This is a genomic window from Streptomyces sp. NPDC101194 (genome assembly GCF_044767885.1).
Classification (GTDB): domain Bacteria; phylum Actinomycetota; class Actinomycetes; order Streptomycetales; family Streptomycetaceae; genus Streptomyces.
Genome location: NZ_JBIWOS010000001.1, coordinates 1,102,190 through 1,124,462 on the forward strand (window position 1 = coordinate 1,102,190; position 22,273 = coordinate 1,124,462).

Genomic DNA, 22,273 nt, shown 5'->3' on the forward strand with positions numbered 1-22,273 from the left:
TCTCACAGGTCCGGGCGCGCTCACAGGCTCAGCTCCGGGTGAAGCCGGTCCAGCGTCCATACCTGCTTGCGGCGCGCGGAGACCGCGGTGAGGGCCAGCGACCCCGCCGTGAAGGCCAGCAGCACCGCGCAGCCCTGCCAGACCGGTCCGAGACCGCCGCCGGTGATCAGCCGCCGCAGTCCGTCGACGATGTAACTCATCGGCAGATAGGGGTGGATCGCGTTGAAGAATCCGGGGCTGGTCTGGACGGGATACGTACCCCCGGCCGAGGTCAGCTGGAGCATCAGCACCGCGAGCACGAGGATGCGCCCCGCGGCCCCGAACCGGGCGTTGAGCCACTGCACGATCGCGGCGAAGCAGCAGGTGACCAGTGCCAGGAAGCCGATCGTCCCGGCGGCCCGGGTCATCTGCAGCCCGAGTCCCCAGTGCAGTACGGACATCAGAGCGGCCACCTGGAGCAGACCGAGCGCGGCCACCGGCAGCCAGCCCGCGAAGGCGATCCGCCAGGCGGAGGCCCCGGCGGCGAGTGCCCGCCGGTTGAGCGGCTGGATGAGCATGTAGGCCACCATCGCGCCGACCCAGAGGGAGAGCGGAATGAAGTAGGGGGCGAAGCCGGTGCCGTAATTGGGTGCCGCGTGCAGCGACTTGGAGGCCAGCTGCACCGGGTCGGCCATGACCTCGGTACGCGCGTCCCGGTCCTTCTTGTCGTAGTCGGGGATCTTGCCGACGCCGTCGTTGAGCCCCTGGGCGAGGCTCGTCGAACCGTCGCCGAGCCGGATCAGCCCGCTGTCCAGGTCGTTCGCGCCCTTCTTGAGGTTGCTCACGCCGGTGTCCAGGTCGGCGGAGCCCGTCCGGGCCGTGGCCAGGCCGGTGTGCAGTTCGTTCGCCCCCTTGGCGACCTTGTGGGCGCCGGTGTTGAGCGCGTTGACCTTCTCCACGGCGGACTTCAGGTCCTCGTCGAGATGCGGCGCCGCCTTGGCCAGGCCGTCGGCCTGCTGCTGCAGCGTGGTCAGCTGGGTGCGCAGCTTCCTCAGATCGCCGTTCTGGTCGGTGACCAGCGCGTTCACGTCGTCGGCGACCTTCGACACATCGGCCGCCGCGGTCTTCGCACGCTTCAGCGGCGGGCAGACGGTGGGATCGGCGGGCGACTGCTCCGTGCAACTGGTGCGGTAGACCTCGGCCAGGTCGTCGGAGGCCGTGTGGGCGGTGGTGGCCGCGGTGGGCGCCGCCTCCACCAGCAGGTCGAGGTTGTCCCGTACGGTCTGCGCGGAGTCGGCGACCAGCCGGGCGGTGTCGCCGATCGACTTGCCGTTGTCCTTCAGGAACGGGCGTACGTCTCCGGCCACCCCGTTGACCTTGTCGGCCAGCAGCTGGGTGCCGTCGGCGACCTGCCGGGAGCCGGTCTCCAGGTCGCCCGCGCCCTTGTTCAGCCTGACGATGCCACCGGCCAGGTTGCTGCTGCCGTCCTTGGCGTTCTTCAGCCCGTCGGCGAGGTCTTGCGATCCCTTCTTCGCCTTGCCGATGCCGCCCTTGAGGTCATCGGCCCCCTTGGCGGCCTTCGCCGTCGCGTCGTGGAGGTCGGAGAAGTTGATGAAGATCCGGTCGAGGAAGCCGCGCGAGGCGTTGGTCGACGCGGCGGTGCGCACCTCGGAGAACACCGACCGGGAGATCTGCCCGACGATGTAGTTGTTGGCGTCGTTGGTCCGCACCTGGAGTGCGCCGGTCTCGGGGGAGTCGCCCGAACTCGACGCGATCCGCTTGCTGAAGTCCGACGGCATGGTGAGCGAGAGGTAGTACGTGCCGTTCTCGACGCCCTTGTGCGCCTCGGCGGAACCGACCTCGTGCCATTCGAAGGTCTTGGAATCGAGGAGCTTGTCGGTGATCTCGTCGCCGGCCGCGACGCGCTTCCCGTCCGTGGTGACGCCCTTGTCGTTGTTGACCAGCGCGACCGGGATCCTGTCGAGGCGACCGTACGGGTCCCAGAAGGAGCACAGGTACAGGGCGCCGTAGAGCAGCGGCAGCAGCAGGAGCGCGATCAGCGCGGCGACCGGCAGCTTCCCCCTGCCGAAACGCTTCAGTTCAAGCGCGGCCAGTCTCGGCGAACGCATCGGCCGGTCCCTCCTCGGTCGTGGTGTCCTCGGCCTGGGCGTCCGCCGGTGCGGCCGTGGTGTCGGTACGTACGGTGACGGCACCCTCGGGCGCCTGGCTGCACACCGCGAGCACGGTGGTCCCGCTGTCGGCGATGGACCGCAACAGCTCCCAGGCCTCCGCGCGTTCGGCGTCGGACAGCTTGAGGTCGGTGTCGTCGACCGCGAGCAGCCCGGGTCCGCCGATCAGCGCGAGGGCGATGGACAACCGCAGTGCCTCCAGCCGTTCCAGATCCCGCACGGAGGTCCGCTCGGCCTTGGGCAGGGTGGCGGTGTCGAGTCCGGCGGCGGCCAGGGCCGCGTCGATCCGTTCCCGCGCGGCGGCGACGCGTTCGGAGCGCGGCCGCAGCAGAGCGCGCAGCGAACCGTCGAAGCGGTGTTGCAGCAGGGCCCGCTCGCGCAGGTGCTCGGCGACGGTGAAGGCCGGATCGAGCTCATTGACCCCGGGCACCTGGCCCAGTGCAGCGAGGCGACGTACGGCGGCCATCTTGCGGGGCAGGCGCAGCCCGCCGATCTCCGCGTGGCCCTCGGTGGGGCGCATCCGGCCGGTGAGAGCGAGCAGCAGGCAGGTGCGGCCGGAGCCGGACGGGCCTTCGATCGCCACCAATGAGCCTGGGCCGGCCTCGATGTCCACGCCCCGGAAGGCCCAGCCCCGCGGCCCCCTGAGCCCGAAATCCTCCGCGGTGACGGCTGCCCCGTGCGGGCTGTCCACAGACTCCCCCTCGTTTTGAACTGACCAGTCAGTTCAAAAAGGTAGCCCGAACTCGCTGTCGAAGCAAAAGAGCAGGTCACGGGCCGGCCGAGGCCGATTGTCAGTGGTGCCCCTCACGATGGACACATACGGCCACGGAGCCGTTACACGAGACAGGAGGTTTCGTCATGGCCCATTCGTCCGCAGCAGCGGCGCCCCGGCGCCGCGCGGCCGGCCCTGCCCCCTCACTGACCGGTCCGGCACACGACGTCCATCCCGTTCCGCGCCGCACCGCGGCGCCGCCGGCCGCCCTCGATCTGCTCGCCCAGGCCCGCGCCGGCCTCGACGAGGCCGCCGTTCTCGATGTACCGAACGAGCGGTACGCCACCGCCCACCTCGCCGCGCTGCGCATCGCCGCGGCCGTGCTCGCCGCTCGGGGCCGTCCCGAAACCTCCCGGCGGCGCCGGGAGCGGATCCGCAGCGCCTGGGAGGTCCTTCCGGAAATAGCCCCGGAGCTGACCGAATGGAGCGCGCTGTTCGCCTCCGGGGCCCGCCGCAGGGCTCGGGCGGAAGCCGGGATACCGGGCGCGGCCAGTCGGCGGGACGCCGACGACCTGCTGCGGGACGTGGCGATGTTCCTGCGCCTGGTGGAGCGGTTGCTGGTCCTTCAGCCGGTGCTCCCGCAGGCCCGGAAGGAGCGGCCCGACGCGCGATGACGGTGACGGCGGTGCGAGGCAATAGGGTGGACAGCACCTGTACCACCTGCACTGTTCACGCTCCGCCGTCAGCGGCGGCACCGTGCCGAGGAGTCATCTGCCGTGTCGGACCAGCTGCGCCCCCGCGCCTCCCTCCGTACCGCCGTGGTCTGGGAGGTCCTGAAGGACGCCCTCGACCACCAGGTCAAGGCGACCGGCAGGGACGCCCTGGATGTTCTGGACACCGGCGGCGGCACCGGCATCTTCGCGGTGCCGGTCGCCCGTCTTGGCCACCGGGTCACCGTCGTCGACCCCAGCCCCAACGCGCTCTTCGCCCTGGAGCGCCGCGCCGCCGAGGCCGGGGTCGCCGACCGGGTCCGCGGCGTCCAGGGCGACATCCACGGCCTGTTCGACGTGGTGGAGCGCGGCGGCTACGACGCGGTGCTGTGTCACGGAGTCCTGGAGTACGTGGACGACCCCGCCGAGGGTGTGCGCAACGCCGTCGAGGCGCTCCGTCCGTCCGGTGCGCTCAGCCTGCTCGCCGCCGGGCTCGGCGGAGCCGTCCTGGCACGCGCACTCGCGGGGCATTTCACCGAGGCCAGGCGTGCGCTCAGCGACCCGGCGGGTCGCTGGGGCGACGGGGACCCGATGCCTCGGCGCTACACCGCGGAACAGCTCACCGAGCTGGTCTCCGCGGCGGATGTCGAGGTCGGCGCGGTCCACGGCGTACGGGTCTTCGCCGACCTCGTCCCGGGCGTCCTGGTGGACACCGAGCCCGGTGCCATGGAAGCCCTGCTCAAGCTGGAGGCGGCCGCCGCCGAACTGCCCGCGTTCCACTCGGTCGCGACGCAGCTGCACGTTCTGGGCACGAAGCGCGCCTGAGCGCGAGGCCGCCGACCGGTGGTGGCTCGGCCTCAACGTGGCTGATCAGGGACGCAACCGCAGATGGAGTACGTCTCGGGACCCCCGATCGGGGGCTTCGCCACGTATGATCGGGGGACACCATCCGGCATGACGGATCGGAGGTTGGGGAATCAACGCCTCAGCAGCCGAGCCGTCGTGGCGGCCCGGACTGGTTGATTGGCAAAGAGGGCGGGTTTCACGGGGGCGAATCCCTGCCTATCCTGGAAGGGCCGCATACCGGCCGCCCCCCGCGGCCGACGACGAGGAGGACTCCGTGCCGCTCTCGGAGCACGAGCAGCGAATGCTCGAGCAAATGGAGCGAGCGCTGTACGCCGAAGATCCCAAGTTCGCGACAGCGCTCGAGGGAAGCGGGCTGCGTACGTACACCCGGCGACGGGTCTACCAGGCGGTCGCAGGTTTTCTGGTGGGTATCGCGCTCCTCATGGCCGGAATGGTCGCCCAGCAGATCTGGATCAGCGTGGTGGGGTTCCTCGTCATGCTCGGCTGTGCGGTTCTTGCGGTCACCGGTTGGCGCAAAGCCCCGAAGCCGGGCGAGCAGCAGGCGGCCGGAGGCAGCGGCGGACGCCGACAGCCCAGGCAACGCCGGACCGTCATGAATCGGATCGAGCAGCGGTGGCAGCGTCGCCGTGACGAACAGGGGCAGTAGGGCCTCGGACACTCTTGGGTGAGGGGCGGCCGCGTCTGCGCGGCCGCCCCTCACCTGTGTGCGCCGCAGCATCCCGGCCGGTCTTCGGCCTTTGTCCGCAGCCGGGCCGGCCCGGCGATCGACGGCGTGTCCTCGTCCGGCCGGAGCGAGAAGGCCCCGGCCGGACGACCGCTCCGGGACACGGGACCGGGGTCTCGCGTTCGGATCGGGCCGGATCAGCGAGCGGGGCGACGAAAGAAACCGGACAGGCTCAGTGACACTGCTCACCCGGCCGCAGGGCGGCCGGGGCCAGGGGGCGCCGACCGCAGCCCACGCCCCTCGTCACCCCTGCTGGCGGGACGGTCGCCGCAGCCAACCCGTCCACGGGCCACGGCGCAACCGCGCCGCCCACTTGCCGGTGAAAGCCACCCAGCGTTCCGACGCCGCCCAGATCACCCGAATGGCCGAGCGTGGCGCCGCGACTGCGCGGATTCGGGCGAACCGGTCGGCCGATGCACGCAGACCGGCCCGCACCGTCTCCACGTCCGCGGCGAGCCCGGTGCCCGACCGGGGTTCCCGGGCATAGAGCACCTGCTCCACCGCCCCGGCCACCCGGTGCACTGCGGCGGCCTCATCCGGTTCGAGCCGGCCCAGGCGCACCACCCGGGCCGCCGCTTTACGGGGCGTCCGGGAGTCGTCCGGCTCGATACCGTGGTCCCAAGCCGTGTCGGTGATCTCCCGCCAGGCCGCCAGCGTTCTGGCCGTCGCATCCGCCCGCGTACGCCCGGCGGAGAAGCCCAGCCGACGCCTGCGCACCCGAAGCCGCCAGAGCATCGGCAGCAACGGCAGCACCACGATCACCAGGGCGACCAGGGACAGACCGAGCACGGTGCCCAGAGGCGTTCCGGAATCAGTCGGCGTCACCACCCCCGACGCCACCGGGCCGCCGCACTCGCCCTGCTTGCGCAGCTGGGCCGGGCAGCTGTCCGAGACGGACGGGGCGGCCGTCGGGGCGGCCGAGGCGCCCCTCTCGGGCAGAACCGGGTCCTCGGCGCCACCGGCCGGGGCATCCGACTGCGTGTAGGCCGGGACGGTGCCCCGCGTCGGGGTCGGCTCGAAACGGGTCCACCCGACACCCTCGAAATACAGCTCCGGCCAGGCATGCGCATCGCGCAGTCCGACCGAGACCGAGCCGTCCGGTTGCGCGGTGCCGGGAGTGAAGCCCACCGCGACCCGGGCCGGTATGCCCAGCGTCCGCGCCATCGCGGCCATCGTGAACGAGAAGTGGACGCAAAAGCCCCGCCTCTCCTTCAGGAACCGTCCGATCGCCGCGCTCCCGGTGCCCGAGGTCACCGCGGTGTCGTAGCTGAAACCGCCCTCCGAGGCGAAGTAGTCCTGCAGCTTCACCGCCCGCTCGTAGTCGTTGGCGGCACCCTTCGTCACCTCGTCCGCGGTTTGCCCGACCACCTTCGGCAGGGAGTCGGGAACACGGGTGTACTCGCGTCGCAGAGCGACCGGCGGGGCGCCCGCCGCGGCGAGCTGATCGGCGGTCGGCTGGACCACCAGACTGGAGACCTGGTACTGCGCGCCGCGGGTCGTCTCCCCGCCGTCACCGACGAGCGTCCGTCCCCTCGGTTCGTACCGCCAGCGTCCGCCGACTCGGACCTCGGACGCGGGGTAGGGGAGCGGCAGATAGGTCTGCTGGTAGGAGCGGGACGCGGAGATGGTCGAGTTGATCTCCGTGACCGGGACGTCCGGGCCCAGGCCCTCCGGGGTCGGCAGCCGCTTGGGCACGTCCTCCAGACGGCGTGTGGAGGGCCGCCACTCGTTCCCGTTGAACTGGTCCAGGGCCAGGATCCGCAGATAGAAGCCCTGCGGATCACCGGAGTCGGTGCGGTAGGACATCACCTGCCGGTTCTCCGGCTGGTTCAGATTGTTCTGCAGCGAGACCAGCGGGTTCACCGCGGAGATGGTGCCGCCGCCCCCGCCCTTGCCGTTCCCGCCCCCCGCACCGGTCAGCAGCCCGCCGTCCAGCGCGGGCAGGGCCGCCGGAACGACCAGCGAGACCCCCAGCGCCAGCGCACCGATGCGGCGGCCGGTGCGGACCGGGGCCGTCGGGCGGCCGTCGGAGATCGCCGCACGGACCGCCGAACCCCTCGGGGATCCGGACGCGCCGCTGAAGACCCGTCCCCACTGGGAGAGCCGGTCCCGGCCCTCGGCCAGCAGAAGCAGCAGGTAACCACCGGCCGCGAGCAGGAACCAGAGCCAGTCCGCTCCTCCCTCGGACAGTCCCGCCGCGACCGAGTACAGCGCGAGGAGCGGCAGACCCGCCGGAGCGGCGCTGCGGAACGTCACCGCGAGGGCGTCCACGGCCAGGCCGACCAGCAGCACACCGCCGATCAGTATCAGCCGGATGCCGTCCGTCACGGGCGCCGGAGCGGCATACCGCCCGACGTCCTCGGCGCCCGACGTCAGCAGGTCCGCAAGCCGCTGGACGGCCTCCGGCCCCGGCAGGACACCGACGAACGCCTGCCCCCTGGCGAACACCACCGTCAGCAGAACCAGGGTGACCAGTGTCTGCGCCGCGACGATCAGCATCCGGGGCATGGGCACCCGGCGGGCGAGCACCCCCGCCCCGCTCTGGAGCGCCAACAGGAACGCGGCCTGAAGAATCCAACCGGCCGGCTCGACCAGCGGCAGCATGGAACCCGCCGCCAGCAGCGTCGCCGCGAAGGCGCACAGCGTCAGCCGACCACGACCGCTCATGACCATCCCCCGGAGAAACTTGTCGTGTCACCTGTGCCGCCGCCGACGGCGGTCGACTGCGCGGTCACGCCCGGCTGTCCCGCCGCCTGCTGCCAGTACCGGGCGAGACCGGCCCCGGGCGCCACCGCCACCGCTGTCCAGCCCGATTCGCGCAGCAGCCGCAGCCGCCGCTCGAACTGCGTGTCCGACCCCGTGGGCGGGGCGGCGCCCTGCGTCCAGGCCGCGCTGTCGAGTACGAACGCGACGGCGCCACCACTGCGCTGCCGCATTCGGGCCGCCACCGCCGCCTGCTCCTCGTCCAGATCACCGAAGAACGCGATCAGCAGTCCTTCGTTGCCACCGCGCAGCACGTCGTACGCGCGCGACAGACCGCCCCCGTCGGAATGATCGACCACCGCCAAGGTGTCCATCATCAGCCCCGCGGAGTCGGCGGACTCCTGCGTCGATCCGGCGAAGCCCTCCATGCCCTCGCCCGGAACGGCGTTCCCGTCGTCGGTCAGCAGCCGGACCGCGAAGCCGCGCTCCAGCATGTGCACCAGCGCGGACGCCGCCCCCGAGACCGCCCACTCGAAGGCCGAGTCGGGCCCCGTCCCCTGATAGGCGATCCGCCGGGTGTCCAGCAGCACCGTGCACCTGGCCCGCTGCGGCTGCTCCTCGCGGCGCACCATCAGCTCGCCGTAGCGCGCGGTGGAACGCCAGTGGACCCGGCGAAGATCGTCGCCGTGCCGGTAGCCGCGCGGAATCACGTCGTCGTCACCGGCCAGCGCCAGCGAACGCTGCCGTCCCTCGCCGTATCCCGCGGCCTCGCCCGCCAGCCGTACCGGTGGCAGCGGCTCGGTCCGCGGAATGACGACGAGGGTGTCGTAGGCACTGAACGAACGGGTCAGCTCGCACATCCCGAACGGGTCGCTCAGCCGCAGCTGCAAGGGGCCCAGCGGGTAACGCCCGCGCAGATCCGACCGCACCCGGTAGGACACCTCGCGACGGCCGCCCGCCTCGACCCGGTCCAGCACGAACCGGGGACGCGGCCCGAGCACATAGGGAACCCGGTCCTGCAGCATCAGCAGCCCGGTGGGCAGCCGTGACACGTTCTCCATCCGCAGATGGACCCGCGCCTCCGTGCCCGCAGGCACCCGCGACGGCGAGAGCCGCCGGGTGCCCGCCACCCGATAGCGGGTGCGGAGGAGCACCACCACACAGACCAGCGGCAGCGCGGCGAGCAGCAGCCCGACCCGCAGCAGATCCGCCTGGCCCAGCACATAGGCGCACACCGCAGCGGCGACACCGGCCGCGAGGAAGGACCGCCCACGCGTGGTCAGCCCGCTCAGCGCGGCCCGCAGACCGCTCCTGTCGTCGCCGTCGTCCATGGCGGCCGGCCCCCCGGCCGCCATCAGGCCCGCCGTGCGCCGGGCTGCTGCCGGCCGTAGGCCGGACGGTCCGGCCGGTGCTGGGGCTGGACCTGCGTGACGCCACCGCCGGCGGTCGGTACCGGTGTCTGCTGGAGGATCTCCAGTACGACCTGCTCGGCGGTACGGCGGTTCAGCTGGGCCTGCGCCGTCGGCAGCAGCCGGTGTGCGAGCACCGCGACCGCCAGGGCCTGCACATCGTCCGGCAGGCAGTAGTCCCGGCCGCTCAGCGCCGCGGAGGCCTTCGCCGCGCGCAGCAGATGCAGGGTGGCTCGCGGCGAGGCACCGAGCCTGAGATCGGGATGGCCACGGGTGGCCCCGACGAGCTCCACCGCGTACCGCCGCACGGCGGCGGCCACATGGACCGTCCGTACCGCGTCGATCAGCTTCACCACGTCATGGGCGTGGGCCACCGGCTGCAGATCGTCGAGCGGCGAGGGCCCGCCGTGCACATCGAGCATCTGAAGCTCGGCCTCCGCACTCGGATAGCCGATCGACACCCGCGCCATGAAGCGGTCGCGCTGGGCCTCGGGCAGCGGATACGTGCCCTCCATCTCGACCGGGTTCTGGGTGGCGACCACCATGAACGGATCGGGCAGCTCGTACGTGTGCCCGTCGATCGTGACCTGGCGCTCCTCCATCGACTCCAGCAGCGCCGACTGGGTCTTGGGCGAGGCGCGGTTGATCTCGTCGCCGATCACGATCTGGGCGAAGATCGCGCCAGGCTTGAATTCGAAGTCGCGCCTCTGCTGGTCGAAGATGGACACACCGGTGATGTCCGAAGGCAGCAGGTCCGGCGTGAACTGAATGCGTCGCACCGAGCAGTCGATGGACCGCGCCAGCGCCTTGGCCAGCATCGTCTTGCCGACGCCGGGGACGTCCTCGATGAGGAGATGTCCCTCCGCCAGCAATACGGTCAGCGAAAGCCGTACGACCTCGGGCTTGCCCTCGATCACACTCTCCATCGACCTGCGCACCCGCTCCACGGTCGTGGTCAGATCTGTGAGGCTCGCTCGATCGTCATAGGTCGTCACCCGGCCCTCCTCGGCCCTGCCCCACGCTCACCAGGAGCAGGGGATACCCCATTCACGGGCCGGCGCGCGTGCGGCGGCCCGGCCCACCCCGAAACACGGACACCCCTCCGGAGACGTCCGGCGAGATGTCACATGCGCATTCTTGTTGCCGTTACCGCTTCGTGTCACTCGCCTGTGGACAAGTGGGGGCGGTATGTCGGGTTCGGTGGGGTTATCGATTCCGATGGCGCTGTCCCGGGAGATCGGACGAGCACCGTCCGGGCGGTCAGGCGGCGGGAAGGATCTCGCGCAGCAGGCCGGTGGTCACATCGAAGACGAAGCCGCGGACGTCGTCGGTGTGCAGCAGGAACGGCGAGGTGCGCACCCGCTGCATCGACTGCCGTACGTCCTGGTCGGCGTCCTTGTACGCCTCGACCGCCCAGACCGGACGCTGACCGACCTCCTTCTCCAGATCCTGGCGGAATTCCTCGGTGATCGATTCCAGGCCGCAGTTCGTGTGGTGGATCAGTATGACGCTGCGGGTGCCCAGGGCCCGCTGGCTGATGGTCAGCGAACGGATGACGTCATCGGTGACCACGCCGCCCGCGTTGCGGATGGTGTGGCAGTCGCCGAGTGACAGACCGAGGGCGTCGTGCAGGTCGAGCCGGGCGTCCATGCAGGCGACCACGGCGACGCGCAGCACCGGCTTGGCGTCCATGCCCGGGTCCTCGAACGCGGCGGCGTACCCGGTGTTCGCCTCGACGAGGCGGTCGGTGACCGTTCCTCCGGAACGGGCCCCGTCGGCGGCGGGTGCGGAAGGCTCGGCGGGCGAATGTGCGGAAGTCGACATGGCTATGACGTTAGTCCTCACCAGCGGCCCCGTCGTGCTGTGGGAAGGGACAAAGAACGCCGACGAGGCTTGTTGTGAGGTAACCCACAAGCCTCGCCGTCGTTGGTTCGACCGGGTGAACGGGGGCCGGGACGACGCGCTGCCGGGCTGATTGATCGGGAATCGATCGAATGGCAGGGTGGACTAAAGTGACGGGAAGTTACCGACACCCTGCACATTCCGAAGATTTCCCCCGTGTGTGCGGCGTACGTACGGTCCGGCCCTCTCCCGCTCGCCGGTCGACCGACGCCCCTTCCCCGGCGCCGGCCGACCTCCCCTTCTGAGCGGGTGGGGACCAGGCCGTACGTGGAGCCACACGGGACCTGAGCCTGAGAGGGCACATGAGCCAGACCCGACACGTCCCGGTGATGCTCCAGCGGTGCCTGGACCTGTTGGCCCCGGCTCTGGAGGTGCCGGGCCCGCAGCAGCCCGTGGTCGTCGACTGCACCCTCGGGCTCGGCGGACACAGCGAGGCACTGCTCTCGGCGTTTCCCTCCGCGCGGCTGATCGCGCTGGACCGGGACAAGGAGGCGCTGCGGCTCTCCGGCGAGCGGCTCGCCCCGTACGGCGACCGGGCGACCCTGGTGCACGCGGTCTACGACGAACTGCCGGAGGTGCTCGCCAGGCTCGGCGTCCCGAAGGTCCAGGGCGTCCTGTTCGACCTCGGCGTCTCCTCCATGCAACTGGACGAGGCCGACCGCGGATTCGCGTACGCCCAGGACGCCCCGCTGGACATGCGCATGGACCAGACGACGGGCATCGGCGCGGCCGAGGTGCTCAACACCTATCCGGCCGGTGAACTGGTACGGATCCTGCGGGCCTACGGCGAGGAGAAGCAGGCCAAGCGGATCGTCTCCGCGATCGTGCGTGAGCGCGAGAAAGAGCCGTTCAGCAACAGCGCCCGGCTCGTCGAACTGATCCGTGACGCGTTGCCCCAGGCAGCCAAGCGCACCGGTGGCAACCCCGCCAAGCGCACCTTCCAGGCGCTGCGCATCGAGGTCAACGGCGAACTCACCGTGCTGGAACGGGCCATTCCGGCCGCCGTGCAGAGTCTCGCGGTCGGCGGGCGCATCGCCGTTCTCTCCTACCACTCGCTGGAGGACCGGCTGGTCAAGCAGGTCTTCGCGGCAGGTGCCGCCACCACGGCGCCGCCCGGACTGCCGGTCGTGCCCGAGCGCTACCAGCCCCGGCTGAAGCTGCTGACCCGTGGCGCGGAGCTGCCCACGGAGGAGGAGGTCGCCGAGAACCGGCGTGCCGCCCCCGCCCGGCTGCGCGGCGCCCAACGGATCCGCGAGGAGGAACGATGAGTGCCCGACGACCGGGGACCCGGACACCGGTGACGCCCGGGGCGGCGCGGTGAGCAAACCGGCCGGGCAGTTGAGAGGGCGGGCGGCGCGGCTCGCCAGGTTGATGCCGTCCGGGCCCAGCACCGCGGCCCGTACCCCCTTCGTCCTGCTGGTCGTGCTGCTTCTCGGCGGCGGGCTGATCACGCTCCTGGTGCTCAACTCGGCCCTCAACGAAGGATCGTTCAGGCTGAGTGAGCTGAAGAGGAAGACCACCCGGCTCACCGACGAGCAGCAGGCCCTCCAGAACGACGTCGACAACTACTCCGAGCCGGACGCCCTGGAGCGCCGCGCCCGCAAACTGGGCATGGTGCCCGGTGGAAGCCCCGTCTTCCTCGGCCCGGACGGCAAGGTCCGAGGCGTACCCGCCGAGGCCAGTGCCGAGCCGATCCCCGCAGCACCGCCGCGGAAGCCCCGTACACCCTCGGCGCCCCCCGCGACCCCGCGGTCCACCGGCTCGCCCTCCTCCTCGGCATCGGCCACCCCTTCCGGTACTGCCGTGACGCCCGGCCCCTCCGCGGCCCCGCCCGCCGGGTCGCGCGCCCCGGCGGACCAGCCCTCGACGAGCCCAGGCAGGTGACGCAGTGCCCCCCAAGGAACCACCGCGCCGCCGGGTCCCCGGTCCCGCGCGTCCCCGCGGCGCCTCCGGCGGCCAGGGACGCCCCCGGCAGGCCGGCCGCCGCCCGTCGTCCCCGGCCCCCCGCGCCAGGACGTCCCGCAACCGCCCCGCGTCCCCGCTCCGTCTCGGCAGCCCGCGCCCCCGGCTCCGCCTGGTCAGCCTCGCCCTGACGCTCGTCATGCTGACGTTCGTCGTCCGGCTCCTCCAGGTCCAGGCCGTCGACGCCGACGCGTACGCGGCCAAGGCCAAGGTGAACCGCTATCTCAGCTACACGATCTCCGCCGAGCGCGGTCAGATCACCGACCGCAGCGGCATCGCACTGGCGACCAGCGTCGACGCTTACGACATCACCGCCGACCCGTCCATGTTCACGCCCGAGTTCAGCAAGGCCCCCGACGCACCCCAGCAGGCGGCGGCCCTCCTCGCCCCGATCCTCGGCGCCGATGCCGCCGAACTGACCGCCAAGCTGTCCAGGAAGGGCCGCTACACCGTCCTGGCCCGGCGGCAGACCCCGCAGGTCTGGAATCAGATCAAGGACCTCAAGTCCGTCTTCGCCGAGAAGGCCACGAAGGACAAGGCGGCGGGCGGCCCCGGAGCCAATGTGCTGGCAGGGATCTTCCAGGAGGCGACCACCAAGCGGGTCTATCCCAACGGCGGGCTCGCCGCCGGGATACTGGGTTACGTCAACGCCGACGGCAAGGGCGCGGGCGGCCTCGAATCGCAGCTGGACAAGGAGCTCGCGGGCGAGGACGGCAAGATCAAGTACGCCCAGTCCGGCGGTCGGCGGGTGCCCACCGCGGGTACCCAGGAGGTCCCGGCCGTCGCCGGGTCCGACATCGAGCTGACCATCGACCGCGACATCCAGTGGGCCGCCCAGCGGGCCATCACCGACCAGGTGAAGAAGTCCAAGGCGGACCGCGGCTACGTGGTCGTGCAGAACACCAGGACCGGCGAGGTCCTCGCCATGGCCAACGCACCGGGCTTCGACCCCAACGACCTCTCGCAGGCCGACGCGGCCTCGCTGGGCAACGCGGCGCTCCAGGACGCGTACGAGCCCGGCTCCACCAGCAAGGTCATGTCCATGGCTGCGGTGCTGGAGGAGGGGGTCGCGACCCCCGGCACCCATGTCACCGTCCCCAACCGGCTGCACCGCGGCGACCGGCTCTTCAAGGACGACATCGACCACCCCGTCTGGTACCTGACGCTCAACGGCGTACTCGCCAAGTCCAGCAACATCGGCACCATCCTGGCCACCGGAGAACTCGGCAGGAGCCAGGCCGAGGCCAACCAGGTCCTCTACTCCTACCTGCGCAAATTCGGGATCGGCTCGCCGACCGGTCTCGACTACCCGGGCGAGACCGCCGGCATCCTCGCCAAGCCCAAGGACTGGTCGACCTCGCAGCAGTACACGATCCCGTTCGGCCAGGGGCTCTCCCTCAACGCCATGCAGGCCGCCTCCATCTATTCGACGATCGCCAACGGCGGGGTCCGTGTCGCGCCCACCCTGGTGCGCGGCACCAAGGGCCCCGACGGCCACTTCGAGGCCGCCCCCGCTCCCGAGCGGACCCGGGTGGTCAGCGAGAAGACCGCCAAGTCGCTGGCCACCATGCTGGAATCGGTGGTCGGTGACGAGGAGGGCACCGGAACGAAGGCCAAGATCCCCGGCTACCGCGTGGCGGGCAAGACCGGTACGGCCAACCGGGTCGACCCGCTCCGCGGCGGCTACCACGGCTACACCGCGTCCTTCGCGGGCTTCGCACCCGCGGACAACCCCCAGATCACGGTCTACTGCGCGATCCAGAACCCGACCGAGGGAAGCTACTTCGGCGGTCAGATCTGTGGACCGATCTACAAACAGGTCATGGAGTTCGCTCTCAAGACCCTCCAGACCCCACCGTCCGGCAGAGAGCCAGCGCGGCTGCCGGTGTCCTTCAATCCCGGCGAGTGAACACGGGGAAACCAACCAGTGACAACCATCACCCCCGATCCCGGGAACCGGAACGGGAACCACCAGAACCTCGGCCCCTCACTTCGCGAGAGGCCGGGTGCGCCCGGTACGCTCACCGCCGTGCCCCACGCTGATCAGTTCCAAACCACCCAGAAGGACGCCCCTGTGAACTACCCGGGAGCGCCCCGCCCGGATCGGCTCAGGCCGACACCCCTCGGCGAGCTGGCGGCCCGGCTGGGAGTCGAACCGCCGGGAACCGGCGAGGTCACCGGCATCACCCACGACTCGCGGGCGGTCCGCCCAGGTGACGTGTACGCGGCCCTGCCGGGCGCCCGGTTCCACGGCGCCGACTTCGCCGCCCAGGCGGCCGGCCTCGGCGCGGCGGCGGTCCTCACCGATCCGGCCGGCGCCGAGCGCGCCGCTGCCACCGGACTGCCCGTCCTGGTCACCGATGACCCGCGCGGCCGGATGGGCGAACTCGCCGCCGAGATCTACGGACGACCCGGTGCCGACCTCCTCCAGATCGGCATCACCGGAACCTCCGGAAAGACCACCACCGCGTACCTCATCGAGGGCGGCTTCCGCGGCGCCGGGCGCTCCACCGGGCTGATCGGCACCGTGGAGACGCGGATCGGCGACGAGCGCATCAAGTCCGAGCGCACCACCCCCGAAGCCACCGATCTGCAGGCCCTGTTCGCCGTCATGCGCGAACGCGGGGTCGACGCGGTGACGATGGAGGTCTCCAGCCACGCCCTGGTGCTCGGCCGGGTCGACGGCTGCGTCTTCGACGTCGCGGTCTTCAACAACCTCAGCCCGGAGCACATGGAGTTCCACTCCGGGATGGAGGACTACTTCCAGGCCAAGGCGCAGCTCTTCACCCCGCGGCGCAGTCGGCAGGGCGTCGTCAACTTCGACGACGAGTACGGCCGCAGGCTGATCACCGAGGCATCCGTCCCGGTCGTCACCTTCTCCGCCGAGGGCCACCCGGACGCCGACTGGCGCGCCGAGGACGTCGAAGTGGGGCCGCTGGGCTCCACGTTCACCGTCGTCGGCCCCGAGGGCGACCGGATCGCGGCCAGGGCGCCGCTGCCCGGTCCGTTCAACGTCGCCAACACCCTCGCCGCGATCGTCACGCTCGCCGTGGCGGGCCTGGACCCGCAGGCCGCGGCCGACGGCGTCGCCGCCGTGCCGGGCGTCCCCGGCCGACTGGAACGTGTCGACGCCGGACAGCCGTACCTCGCGGTCGTCGACTACGCGCACAAGACCGATGCCGTCCAGTCCGTCCTGCGCTCGCTGCGCAAGGTCACCAAGGGCAGGCTGCACATCGTCCTCGGCTGCGGCGGCGACCGCGACGTCACCAAGCGCGGCCCGATGGGCGCCGCCGCGGCCCGCCTCGCCGACACCGCCGTACTGACCTCCGACAACCCCCGTTCCGAGGACCCCCTCGGAATCCTCGCCGCAATGCTCGCGGGCGCCGCCGAGGTGCCCGTGCACGAGCGGGGCGACGTCCTGGTCGACGCCGACCGGGCCGCCGCCATCGCCGCCGTGGTCGCCCGCGCCGAGCCCGGTGACACGGTGCTGATCGCCGGCAAGGGCCACGAGCAGGGCCAGGACATCCACGGCGTGGTCCGCCCCTTCGACGACCGCGTGGTCCTGCGCGCGGCCATCGAGCGTTCCCTGGGGCACGGCGGCACCGAGAGTGCCGCCCACCGCGCCCACACCTACGAGAACAACAGTCAGGGATGACCAAGTGATCGCCCTTTCCCTCGCCGAGATCGCCGAAATCGTCGGCGGGCAGTCGCACGACATACCCGATCCGGCAGCAACCGTCAGCGGGCCCGTCGTCATCGACTCCCGAGAGGTGAAGCAAGGCAGCCTGTTCGTCGCGTTCGTCGGCGAGCGGGTCGACGGCCACGACTACGCGCAGCGCGCCGTCGAGGCGGGCGCGGCAGCCGTGCTGGCCGCCCGCCCCGTCGGTGTTCCGGCGATCGTCGTCGACGACGTCGTGGCCGCACTCGGCGCGCTCGCCCGCGCCGTCGTGGGCCGCCTCGGCACCACCGTCGTCGCCCTCACCGGTTCCGCCGGAAAGACCTCCACCAAGGACCTCATCGCCCAGCTCCTCGAACGCAAGGGGCCCACCGTCTACCCGGCGGGCAACCTCAACAACGAGATCGGCCTGCCGCTCACCGCGCTGCGTGCCACGGAGGAGACCCGCCACCTCGTCCTCGAAATGGGTGCACGCTACATCGGCGACATCCGTTATCTCACCGGTCTCGTCCCGCCCCGTGTCGGCCTCGTCCTCAACGTCGGCACCGCCCACATCGGCGAGTTCGGCGGCCGGGAGCAGATCGCCCAGGCCAAGGGCGAGATGGTCGAGTCGCTGCCCGAGGACGGCCGAGCCGTGCTCAACGCCGACGATCCGCTCGTGCGTGCCATGTCCTCCCGTACGAAAGCCCCGGTGCTGCTCTTCGGCGAAGCCGCGGATGCGGACGTACGGGGCGAGAATGTCCGTCTCACCGACGACGGCCGCCCCACTTTCAAGCTCCACACACCCACCGGGTGCAGCGACGTGACCATGCGCCTGTACGGTGAGCACCACGTGTCGAACGCGCTCGCCGCGGCCGCCGTCGCCCATGAGTTGGGCCTGTCCGCAGACGAGATCGCCGAAGGGCTCTCCGAGGCGGGCACCCTCTCCCGCTGGCGCATGGAGGTCACCGAGCGTCCGGACGGCGTGACGTTCGTCAATGACGCCTACAACGCGAACCCCGAATCCATGAGAGCAGCGCTGCGCGCGCTGGTCGCCATGGGGAAGGGCCGGCGTACGTGGGCGGTGCTCGGCCCCATGGCCGAGCTCGGCGACGCCTCGCTCGCCGAGCACGACGCGGTCGGACGGCTCGCCGTCCGGCTCAACGTCAGCAAGCTCGTCGCGGTCGGGGGCAGAGAGGCCTCCTGGCTGCAACTGGGCGCATACAACGAGGGTTCGTGGGGTGAGGAGTCGGTGCACGTGTCCGACGCACAGGCTGCCGTCGACCTGCTGCGCAGTGAACTGCGCCCGGGAGACGTCGTGCTGGTGAAGGCGTCCCGGTCGGTCGGCCTGGAGCAGGTCGTCATGACGCTGCTGGAGAACACGTCCGAGGGCGAGGTCGCCGGCCGATGAGGCAGATCCTCTTCGCGGGGGCCATCGGGCTCTTCCTGACCCTGGTCGGAACTCCGCTGCTGATCAAGCTGCTGGCCCGCAAGGGATACGGACAGTTCATCCGGGACGACGGGCCGCGCACCCACGGGTCCAAGAAGGGCACGCCCACCATGGGCGGCATCGCCTTCATCCTGGCGACGCTCATCGCGTATCTCGCGGCGAAGCTGATCACCGGGGAGGAGATGCGCTTCTCCGGTGTGCTGGTGCTCTTCCTGATGACCGGCATGGGTCTCGTCGGCTTCCTCGACGACTACATCAAGATCGTCAAGCAGCGTTCGCTGGGTCTGCGGGCCAAGGCGAAGATGGCGGGCCAGCTGATCGTCGGTATCGCCTTCGCGGTGCTCTCGCTGCAGTTCGCCGACTCCCGGGGCAACACCCCGGCCTCCACCAAGCTGTCGTTCGTCGCGGACTTCGGCTGGTCGATCGGCCCCGTGCTGTTCGTCGTCTGGGCACTGTTCATGATCCTCGCCATGTCCAACGGTGTGAACCTGACGGACGGCCTGGACGGTCTGGCCACCGGTGCGTCGGTGATGGTCTTCGGTGCGTACACCTTCATCGGGCTGTGGCAGTTCCAGGAGTCCTGCGCCAACGCGGACACCCTGACCAACCCGAATGCCTGTTTCCAGGTACGCGACCCACTCGACCTGGCGGTCGTCGCCTCGGCGCTGATGGGCGCCTGCTTCGGCTTCCTGTGGTGGAACACCTCGCCCGCCAAGATCTTCATGGGTGACACCGGTTCGCTCGCCCTCGGCGGCGCCCTCGCCGGTCTGGCGATCTGCTCCCGCACCGAGTTCCTGATGGCCATCCTCGGCGGCCTCTTCGTGATGATCACCATGTCCGTGGTCATCCAGGTCGGTTCCTTCAAGATGACCGGCAAGCGGGTCTTCCGCATGGCGCCGCTCCAACACCACTTCGAACTCAAGGGGTGGTCCGAAGTCCTTGTCGTGGTCCGCTTCTGGATCATCCAGGGCATGTGCGTGATCGTCGGACTCGGTCTCTTCTACGCGGGATGGGCAGCCGAGAAGTGAGCAACCAGGACTGGCAGGGCAAGCACGTCACCGTCGCGGGACTCGGGGTGTCCGGAATCCCGGCGGCCAAGGTGCTGCACGGCCTCGGCGCCGTCGTCACGGTGGTCGACGACGGGGACGACGAACGGTCCCGTACGCAGGCCGCGGAGCTGGAGGCGCAGGGCATCACCGTGCGCCTCGGCGACGGAGCGACCCTGCCCGAGTCCACCGAGCTCATCGTCACCACCCCCGGCTGGAAGCCCGACAAGCCGCTGTTCGCAGCAGCCGCCGAGGCGGGCGTCCCGGTCTGGGGCGACGTCGAACTCGCCTGGCGGCTGCGCGGCCTGGACGGCAGGGAACCGGCGCCCTGGCTCGCGGTCACCGGAACCAACGGCAAGACCACGACCGTACGGATGCTCGCCTCGATCCTGGAGGCGGCAGGGCTGCGCACGGCCGCCGTCGGCAACATCGGCGTCTCGCTCCTGGACGCCGTCCTCGGCGACGAGAAGTACGACGTACTCGCCGTCGAGCTGTCCAGCTTCCAGCTGCACTGGGCGCCCTCGCTGCGCGCCCACTCGGCGGCGGTCCTCAACCTGGCGCCCGACCATCTCGACTGGCACGGCTCCATGGAGGCGTACGTCGCGGACAAGGGCCGGATCTACGAGGGCAATCGCGTCGCCTGCGTCTACAACGCGGCCGAGAAGGCGACCGAGGACCTGGTGCGCGAGGCCGATGTCGAGGAGGGGTGCCGTGCCATCGGTTTCACTCTGGCCACACCCGGCCCGTCCCAACTCGGTGTCGTCGACGGCATCCTCGTCGACCGCGCCTTCGTGACGAACCGGCAGAAGCAGGCCCAGGAGCTCGCCGAGGTCTCCGACGTCGACCCGCCGGCCCCGCACAACATCGCCAACGCCCTGGCGGCCGCGGCCCTGGCCCGCGCCTTCGGTGTCGAGCCCGCGGCCGTACGGGACGGACTGCGGGCCTTCCGCCCCGACCCGCACCGCATCGAGCACGTCGCGGATGTCGGCGGGGTCGCGTACATCGACGACTCCAAGGCCACCAACACCCACGCCGCCGTGGCCTCCCTCGCCGCCTACGACCCGATCGTCTGGATCGCGGGCGGCCTCGCCAAGGGTGCCGCCTTCGATGAACTGGTGACGGGGGCGGCCGGGCGGCTGCGGGGCGTCGTACTGATCGGCCGCGACCGGGCGCTGATCCGCGAAGCCCTCGCGCGACACGCCCCCGAGGTCCCGGTGGTGGACCTCGACCGGACCGACACTGGGGCGATGTCCGAGGCGGTCCGCGAGGCGACACGGCTCGCCCGGCCGGGGGACACCGTACTGATGGCCCCGGCCTGCGCCTCGATGGACATGTTCGTCAATTACAACAAGCGGGGCGAGGCGTTCGCGGACGCGGTCCGCGCACTCGCCGCCGAGAGAGCCTGACGGGCCCGGCCTCCGCGCCGTACTGTCCCGGACGACCGGGCGCGGACGGCCGCGCCACGGGCCCCGGCCCTCGGCGGCGGCCCCGGGCACGAGCAGTGGAGGGGACAGCGACAATGCCGGCCGAAGAGAGCTCCGCCGCGCCCCGTAGGGCCTGCTCACGGGGCGCGGCGAACAGCCGGGCACTCATCCCGCCCCTCCTTGCGGGCGCGGGCCGCGGCGCACCGCTCGGTCCCGCCCTGCGGGTCAGATCGGTCGTCGGCTCCCGGCGTCCCTCGGCGGCACGCCCCAAGGGGCGCTCCACCGGCACCCCCCGTGCCCCGCGCGGCGGCGGGGTGCGGCGGATGTACGAGCAGGCGCGCCGGGCCTGGGACCGCCCTCTGACCGCGTACTACCTGATCCTGGGCGCCGGCCTGCTGATCACCGTGCTCGGCCTGGTGATGGTCTACTCCGCCTCGATGATCAAGGCTCTCGAGCTGCACAAGCCCAGCACCTACTTCTTCCGCAAGCAGTTCCTCGCCGCCGTCATCGGGGCCGGACTGATGGCGCTCGCTGCCCGGATGCCCGTCAAACTGCACCGGGCCTTCGCCTATCCGCTGCTCGTGGGGACCGTCTTCCTGATGGCGCTGGTCCAAGTGCCGGGGATCGGAATGTCGATCAACGGCAACCAGAACTGGCTCTCGCTGGGCGGTCCCTTCCTGCTCCAGCCCAGCGAGTTCGGGAAGCTCGCCCTGGTCCTGTGGAGCGCGGATCTGCTCGCCCGCAAACAGGACAAACAGCTGCTGACGCAGTGGAAACACATGCTCGTGCCCCTTGTCCCGGTCACCTTCGTCATCCTCGGGCTGATCATGCTCGGCGGCGACATGGGCACTGCGATCATTCTCACGGCGATCCTGTTCGGACTGCTCTGGCTGGCCGGGGCCCCCACCCGGCTCTTCGCGGGGGTGCTCGGCTTCGCCGGGGTGATCGCGTTCGTGCTGATCAAGACGAGCCCGAACCGGATGTCCAGGCTCGCCTGCGTCGGCGCCAGCGATCCCGGGCCCGGGGACTCCTGCTGGCAGGCCGTGCACGGCATCTATGCTCTGGCGTCCGGCGGATGGTTCGGTTCCGGGATCGGTGCGAGTGTGGAAAAATGGGGTCAACTGCCTGAACCGCACACGGACTTCATCTTCGCCATCACCGGGGAGGAACTGGGGTTGGCGGGGACGCTGTCGGTACTCGCCCTCTTCGCGGCTCTAGGCTATGCGGGTATCCGCGTGGCCGGACGCACGGAGGACCCCTTCGTGAGGTACGCCGCGGGAGGTGTGATCACCTGGATCATGGTGCAGACCGTGATCAATATTGGTGCGGTGCTCGGCCTGCTGCCGATCGCCGGTGTCCCGCTCCCGCTGTTCTCCTACGGAGGGTCGGCCCTGCTGCCGACCATGTTCGCTGTCGGGCTGCTGATCGCGTTCGCGCGAGAGGACCCCGCCGCGAAGGCGGCCCTGGCCATGCGGAGGCCCGGGGTGAGATGGAAGACGATGAGACGGCGCGTCAAGAAGCGTCCGTCCGGAGAGCGGTGA

The 22,273-nt window shown here is 71.0% G+C and carries 17 protein-coding genes; 11 read left to right on the forward strand and 6 right to left on the reverse strand.

Translation table 11 applies throughout. The annotated features are described in order from the left end of the window. Nucleotides 1-20 precede the first annotated feature (20 nt). Both ACIRP2_RS04840 and ACIRP2_RS04845 read right to left on the reverse strand, forming a co-directional pair. Entirely contained in the window at nt 21-2,108 is a 2,088-nt protein-coding gene (locus ACIRP2_RS04840) for a YhgE/Pip family protein (RefSeq protein WP_404246552.1), read from the reverse strand. Continuing rightward, nucleotides 2,080-2,859 (reverse strand): ATP-binding cassette domain-containing protein, encoded by a 780-nt coding sequence (locus ACIRP2_RS04845; protein ID WP_404246554.1) that lies wholly within the window; start codon nt 2,857-2,859, stop codon nt 2,080-2,082. The genes ACIRP2_RS04840 and ACIRP2_RS04845 overlap by 29 nt, the downstream gene beginning before the upstream one ends. A gap of 167 nt (nt 2,860-3,026) precedes the next feature. Here ACIRP2_RS04845 and ACIRP2_RS04850 point away from each other — a divergent pair, with 167 nt between their 5' ends. The 3 genes from ACIRP2_RS04850 (at nt 3,027) to ACIRP2_RS04860 (ending at nt 5,103) form a co-directional block, all read left to right on the forward strand. Beyond that, nucleotides 3,027-3,554 carry an SAV_6107 family HEPN domain-containing protein gene (locus ACIRP2_RS04850; RefSeq protein WP_404246556.1) on the forward strand — a complete coding sequence of 176 codons (528 nt, stop codon included), beginning with the start codon at nt 3,027-3,029 and terminating at the stop codon, nt 3,552-3,554. Between the two features lie 102 nt (nt 3,555-3,656). Further along, nucleotides 3,657-4,415 (forward strand): class I SAM-dependent methyltransferase, encoded by a 759-nt coding sequence (locus tag ACIRP2_RS04855; protein ID WP_404246558.1) that lies wholly within the window; start codon nt 3,657-3,659, stop codon nt 4,413-4,415. A 295-nt stretch (nt 4,416-4,710) separates the two neighbouring features. Then, a complete protein-coding gene (locus ACIRP2_RS04860) occupies nt 4,711-5,103 on the forward strand; it encodes a DUF3040 domain-containing protein (protein WP_351078137.1) in 393 nt (130 codons plus the stop codon). Between the two features lie 321 nt (nt 5,104-5,424). Here ACIRP2_RS04860 and ACIRP2_RS04865 read toward each other — a convergent pair whose 3' ends face one another. From ACIRP2_RS04865 to ACIRP2_RS04880, 4 genes are all read right to left on the reverse strand, one after another. Beyond that, nucleotides 5,425-7,848 carry a DUF3488 and DUF4129 domain-containing transglutaminase family protein gene (locus ACIRP2_RS04865; RefSeq protein WP_404246560.1) on the reverse strand — a complete coding sequence of 808 codons (2,424 nt, stop codon included), beginning with the start codon at nt 7,846-7,848 and terminating at the stop codon, nt 5,425-5,427. Continuing rightward, on the reverse strand, nt 7,845-9,239 hold the full coding sequence (locus tag ACIRP2_RS04870; protein WP_404246562.1) for a DUF58 domain-containing protein: 1,395 nt from the start codon (nt 9,237-9,239) through the stop codon (nt 7,845-7,847). Before ACIRP2_RS04870 ends, ACIRP2_RS04865 begins: the two co-directional genes overlap by 4 nt. Further along, nucleotides 9,239-10,288: an AAA family ATPase gene (locus tag ACIRP2_RS04875; RefSeq protein ID WP_404246564.1), complete on the reverse strand. Its 1,050-nt coding sequence runs from the start codon at nt 10,286-10,288 to the stop codon at nt 9,239-9,241. The genes ACIRP2_RS04870 and ACIRP2_RS04875 overlap by 1 nt, the downstream gene beginning before the upstream one ends. Before the next feature lie 265 nt (nt 10,289-10,553). Continuing rightward, on the reverse strand, nt 10,554-11,117 hold the full coding sequence (locus ACIRP2_RS04880) for a beta-class carbonic anhydrase (RefSeq protein ID WP_404246566.1): 564 nt from the start codon (nt 11,115-11,117) through the stop codon (nt 10,554-10,556). A gap of 380 nt (nt 11,118-11,497) precedes the next feature. Here ACIRP2_RS04880 and rsmH point away from each other — a divergent pair, with 380 nt between their 5' ends. The 8 genes from rsmH to ftsW all read left to right on the forward strand — a co-directional run bounded on the left by rsmH (nt 11,498) and on the right by ftsW (nt 22,273). Then, entirely contained in the window at nt 11,498-12,463 is a 966-nt protein-coding gene (rsmH, locus tag ACIRP2_RS04885) for a 16S rRNA (cytosine(1402)-N(4))-methyltransferase RsmH (RefSeq protein ID WP_404246568.1), read from the forward strand. A gap of 49 nt (nt 12,464-12,512) precedes the next feature. Further along, nucleotides 12,513-13,079, forward strand: a complete 567-nt coding sequence (locus ACIRP2_RS04890; protein WP_404246570.1) for a septum formation initiator family protein — start codon at nt 12,513-12,515, stop codon at nt 13,077-13,079. A 4-nt stretch (nt 13,080-13,083) separates the two neighbouring features. Continuing rightward, a complete protein-coding gene (locus tag ACIRP2_RS04895; RefSeq protein WP_404246572.1) occupies nt 13,084-15,066 on the forward strand; it encodes a peptidoglycan D,D-transpeptidase FtsI family protein in 1,983 nt (660 codons plus the stop codon). Nucleotides 15,067-15,084: 18 nt separating this feature from the next. Then, on the forward strand, nt 15,085-16,812 hold the full coding sequence (locus tag ACIRP2_RS04900; protein WP_404246574.1) for a UDP-N-acetylmuramoyl-L-alanyl-D-glutamate--2,6-diaminopimelate ligase: 1,728 nt from the start codon (nt 15,085-15,087) through the stop codon (nt 16,810-16,812). Between the two features lie 4 nt (nt 16,813-16,816). Then, a complete protein-coding gene (gene murF, locus ACIRP2_RS04905; protein WP_404246576.1) occupies nt 16,817-18,223 on the forward strand; it encodes a UDP-N-acetylmuramoyl-tripeptide--D-alanyl-D-alanine ligase in 1,407 nt (468 codons plus the stop codon). Continuing rightward, the gene (mraY, locus tag ACIRP2_RS04910; protein WP_351078111.1) at nt 18,220-19,290 is read left to right on the forward strand and encodes a phospho-N-acetylmuramoyl-pentapeptide-transferase; all 1,071 of its coding nucleotides are present in this window, start codon (nt 18,220-18,222) and stop codon (nt 19,288-19,290) included. Before murF ends, mraY begins: the two co-directional genes overlap by 4 nt. Beyond that, nucleotides 19,287-20,714: a UDP-N-acetylmuramoyl-L-alanine--D-glutamate ligase gene (murD, locus tag ACIRP2_RS04915; RefSeq protein ID WP_404247173.1), complete on the forward strand. Its 1,428-nt coding sequence runs from the start codon at nt 19,287-19,289 to the stop codon at nt 20,712-20,714. The genes mraY and murD overlap by 4 nt, the downstream gene beginning before the upstream one ends. A gap of 113 nt (nt 20,715-20,827) precedes the next feature. Then, on the forward strand, nt 20,828-22,273 hold the full coding sequence (gene ftsW, locus ACIRP2_RS04920) for a putative lipid II flippase FtsW (RefSeq protein WP_404246579.1): 1,446 nt from the start codon (nt 20,828-20,830) through the stop codon (nt 22,271-22,273).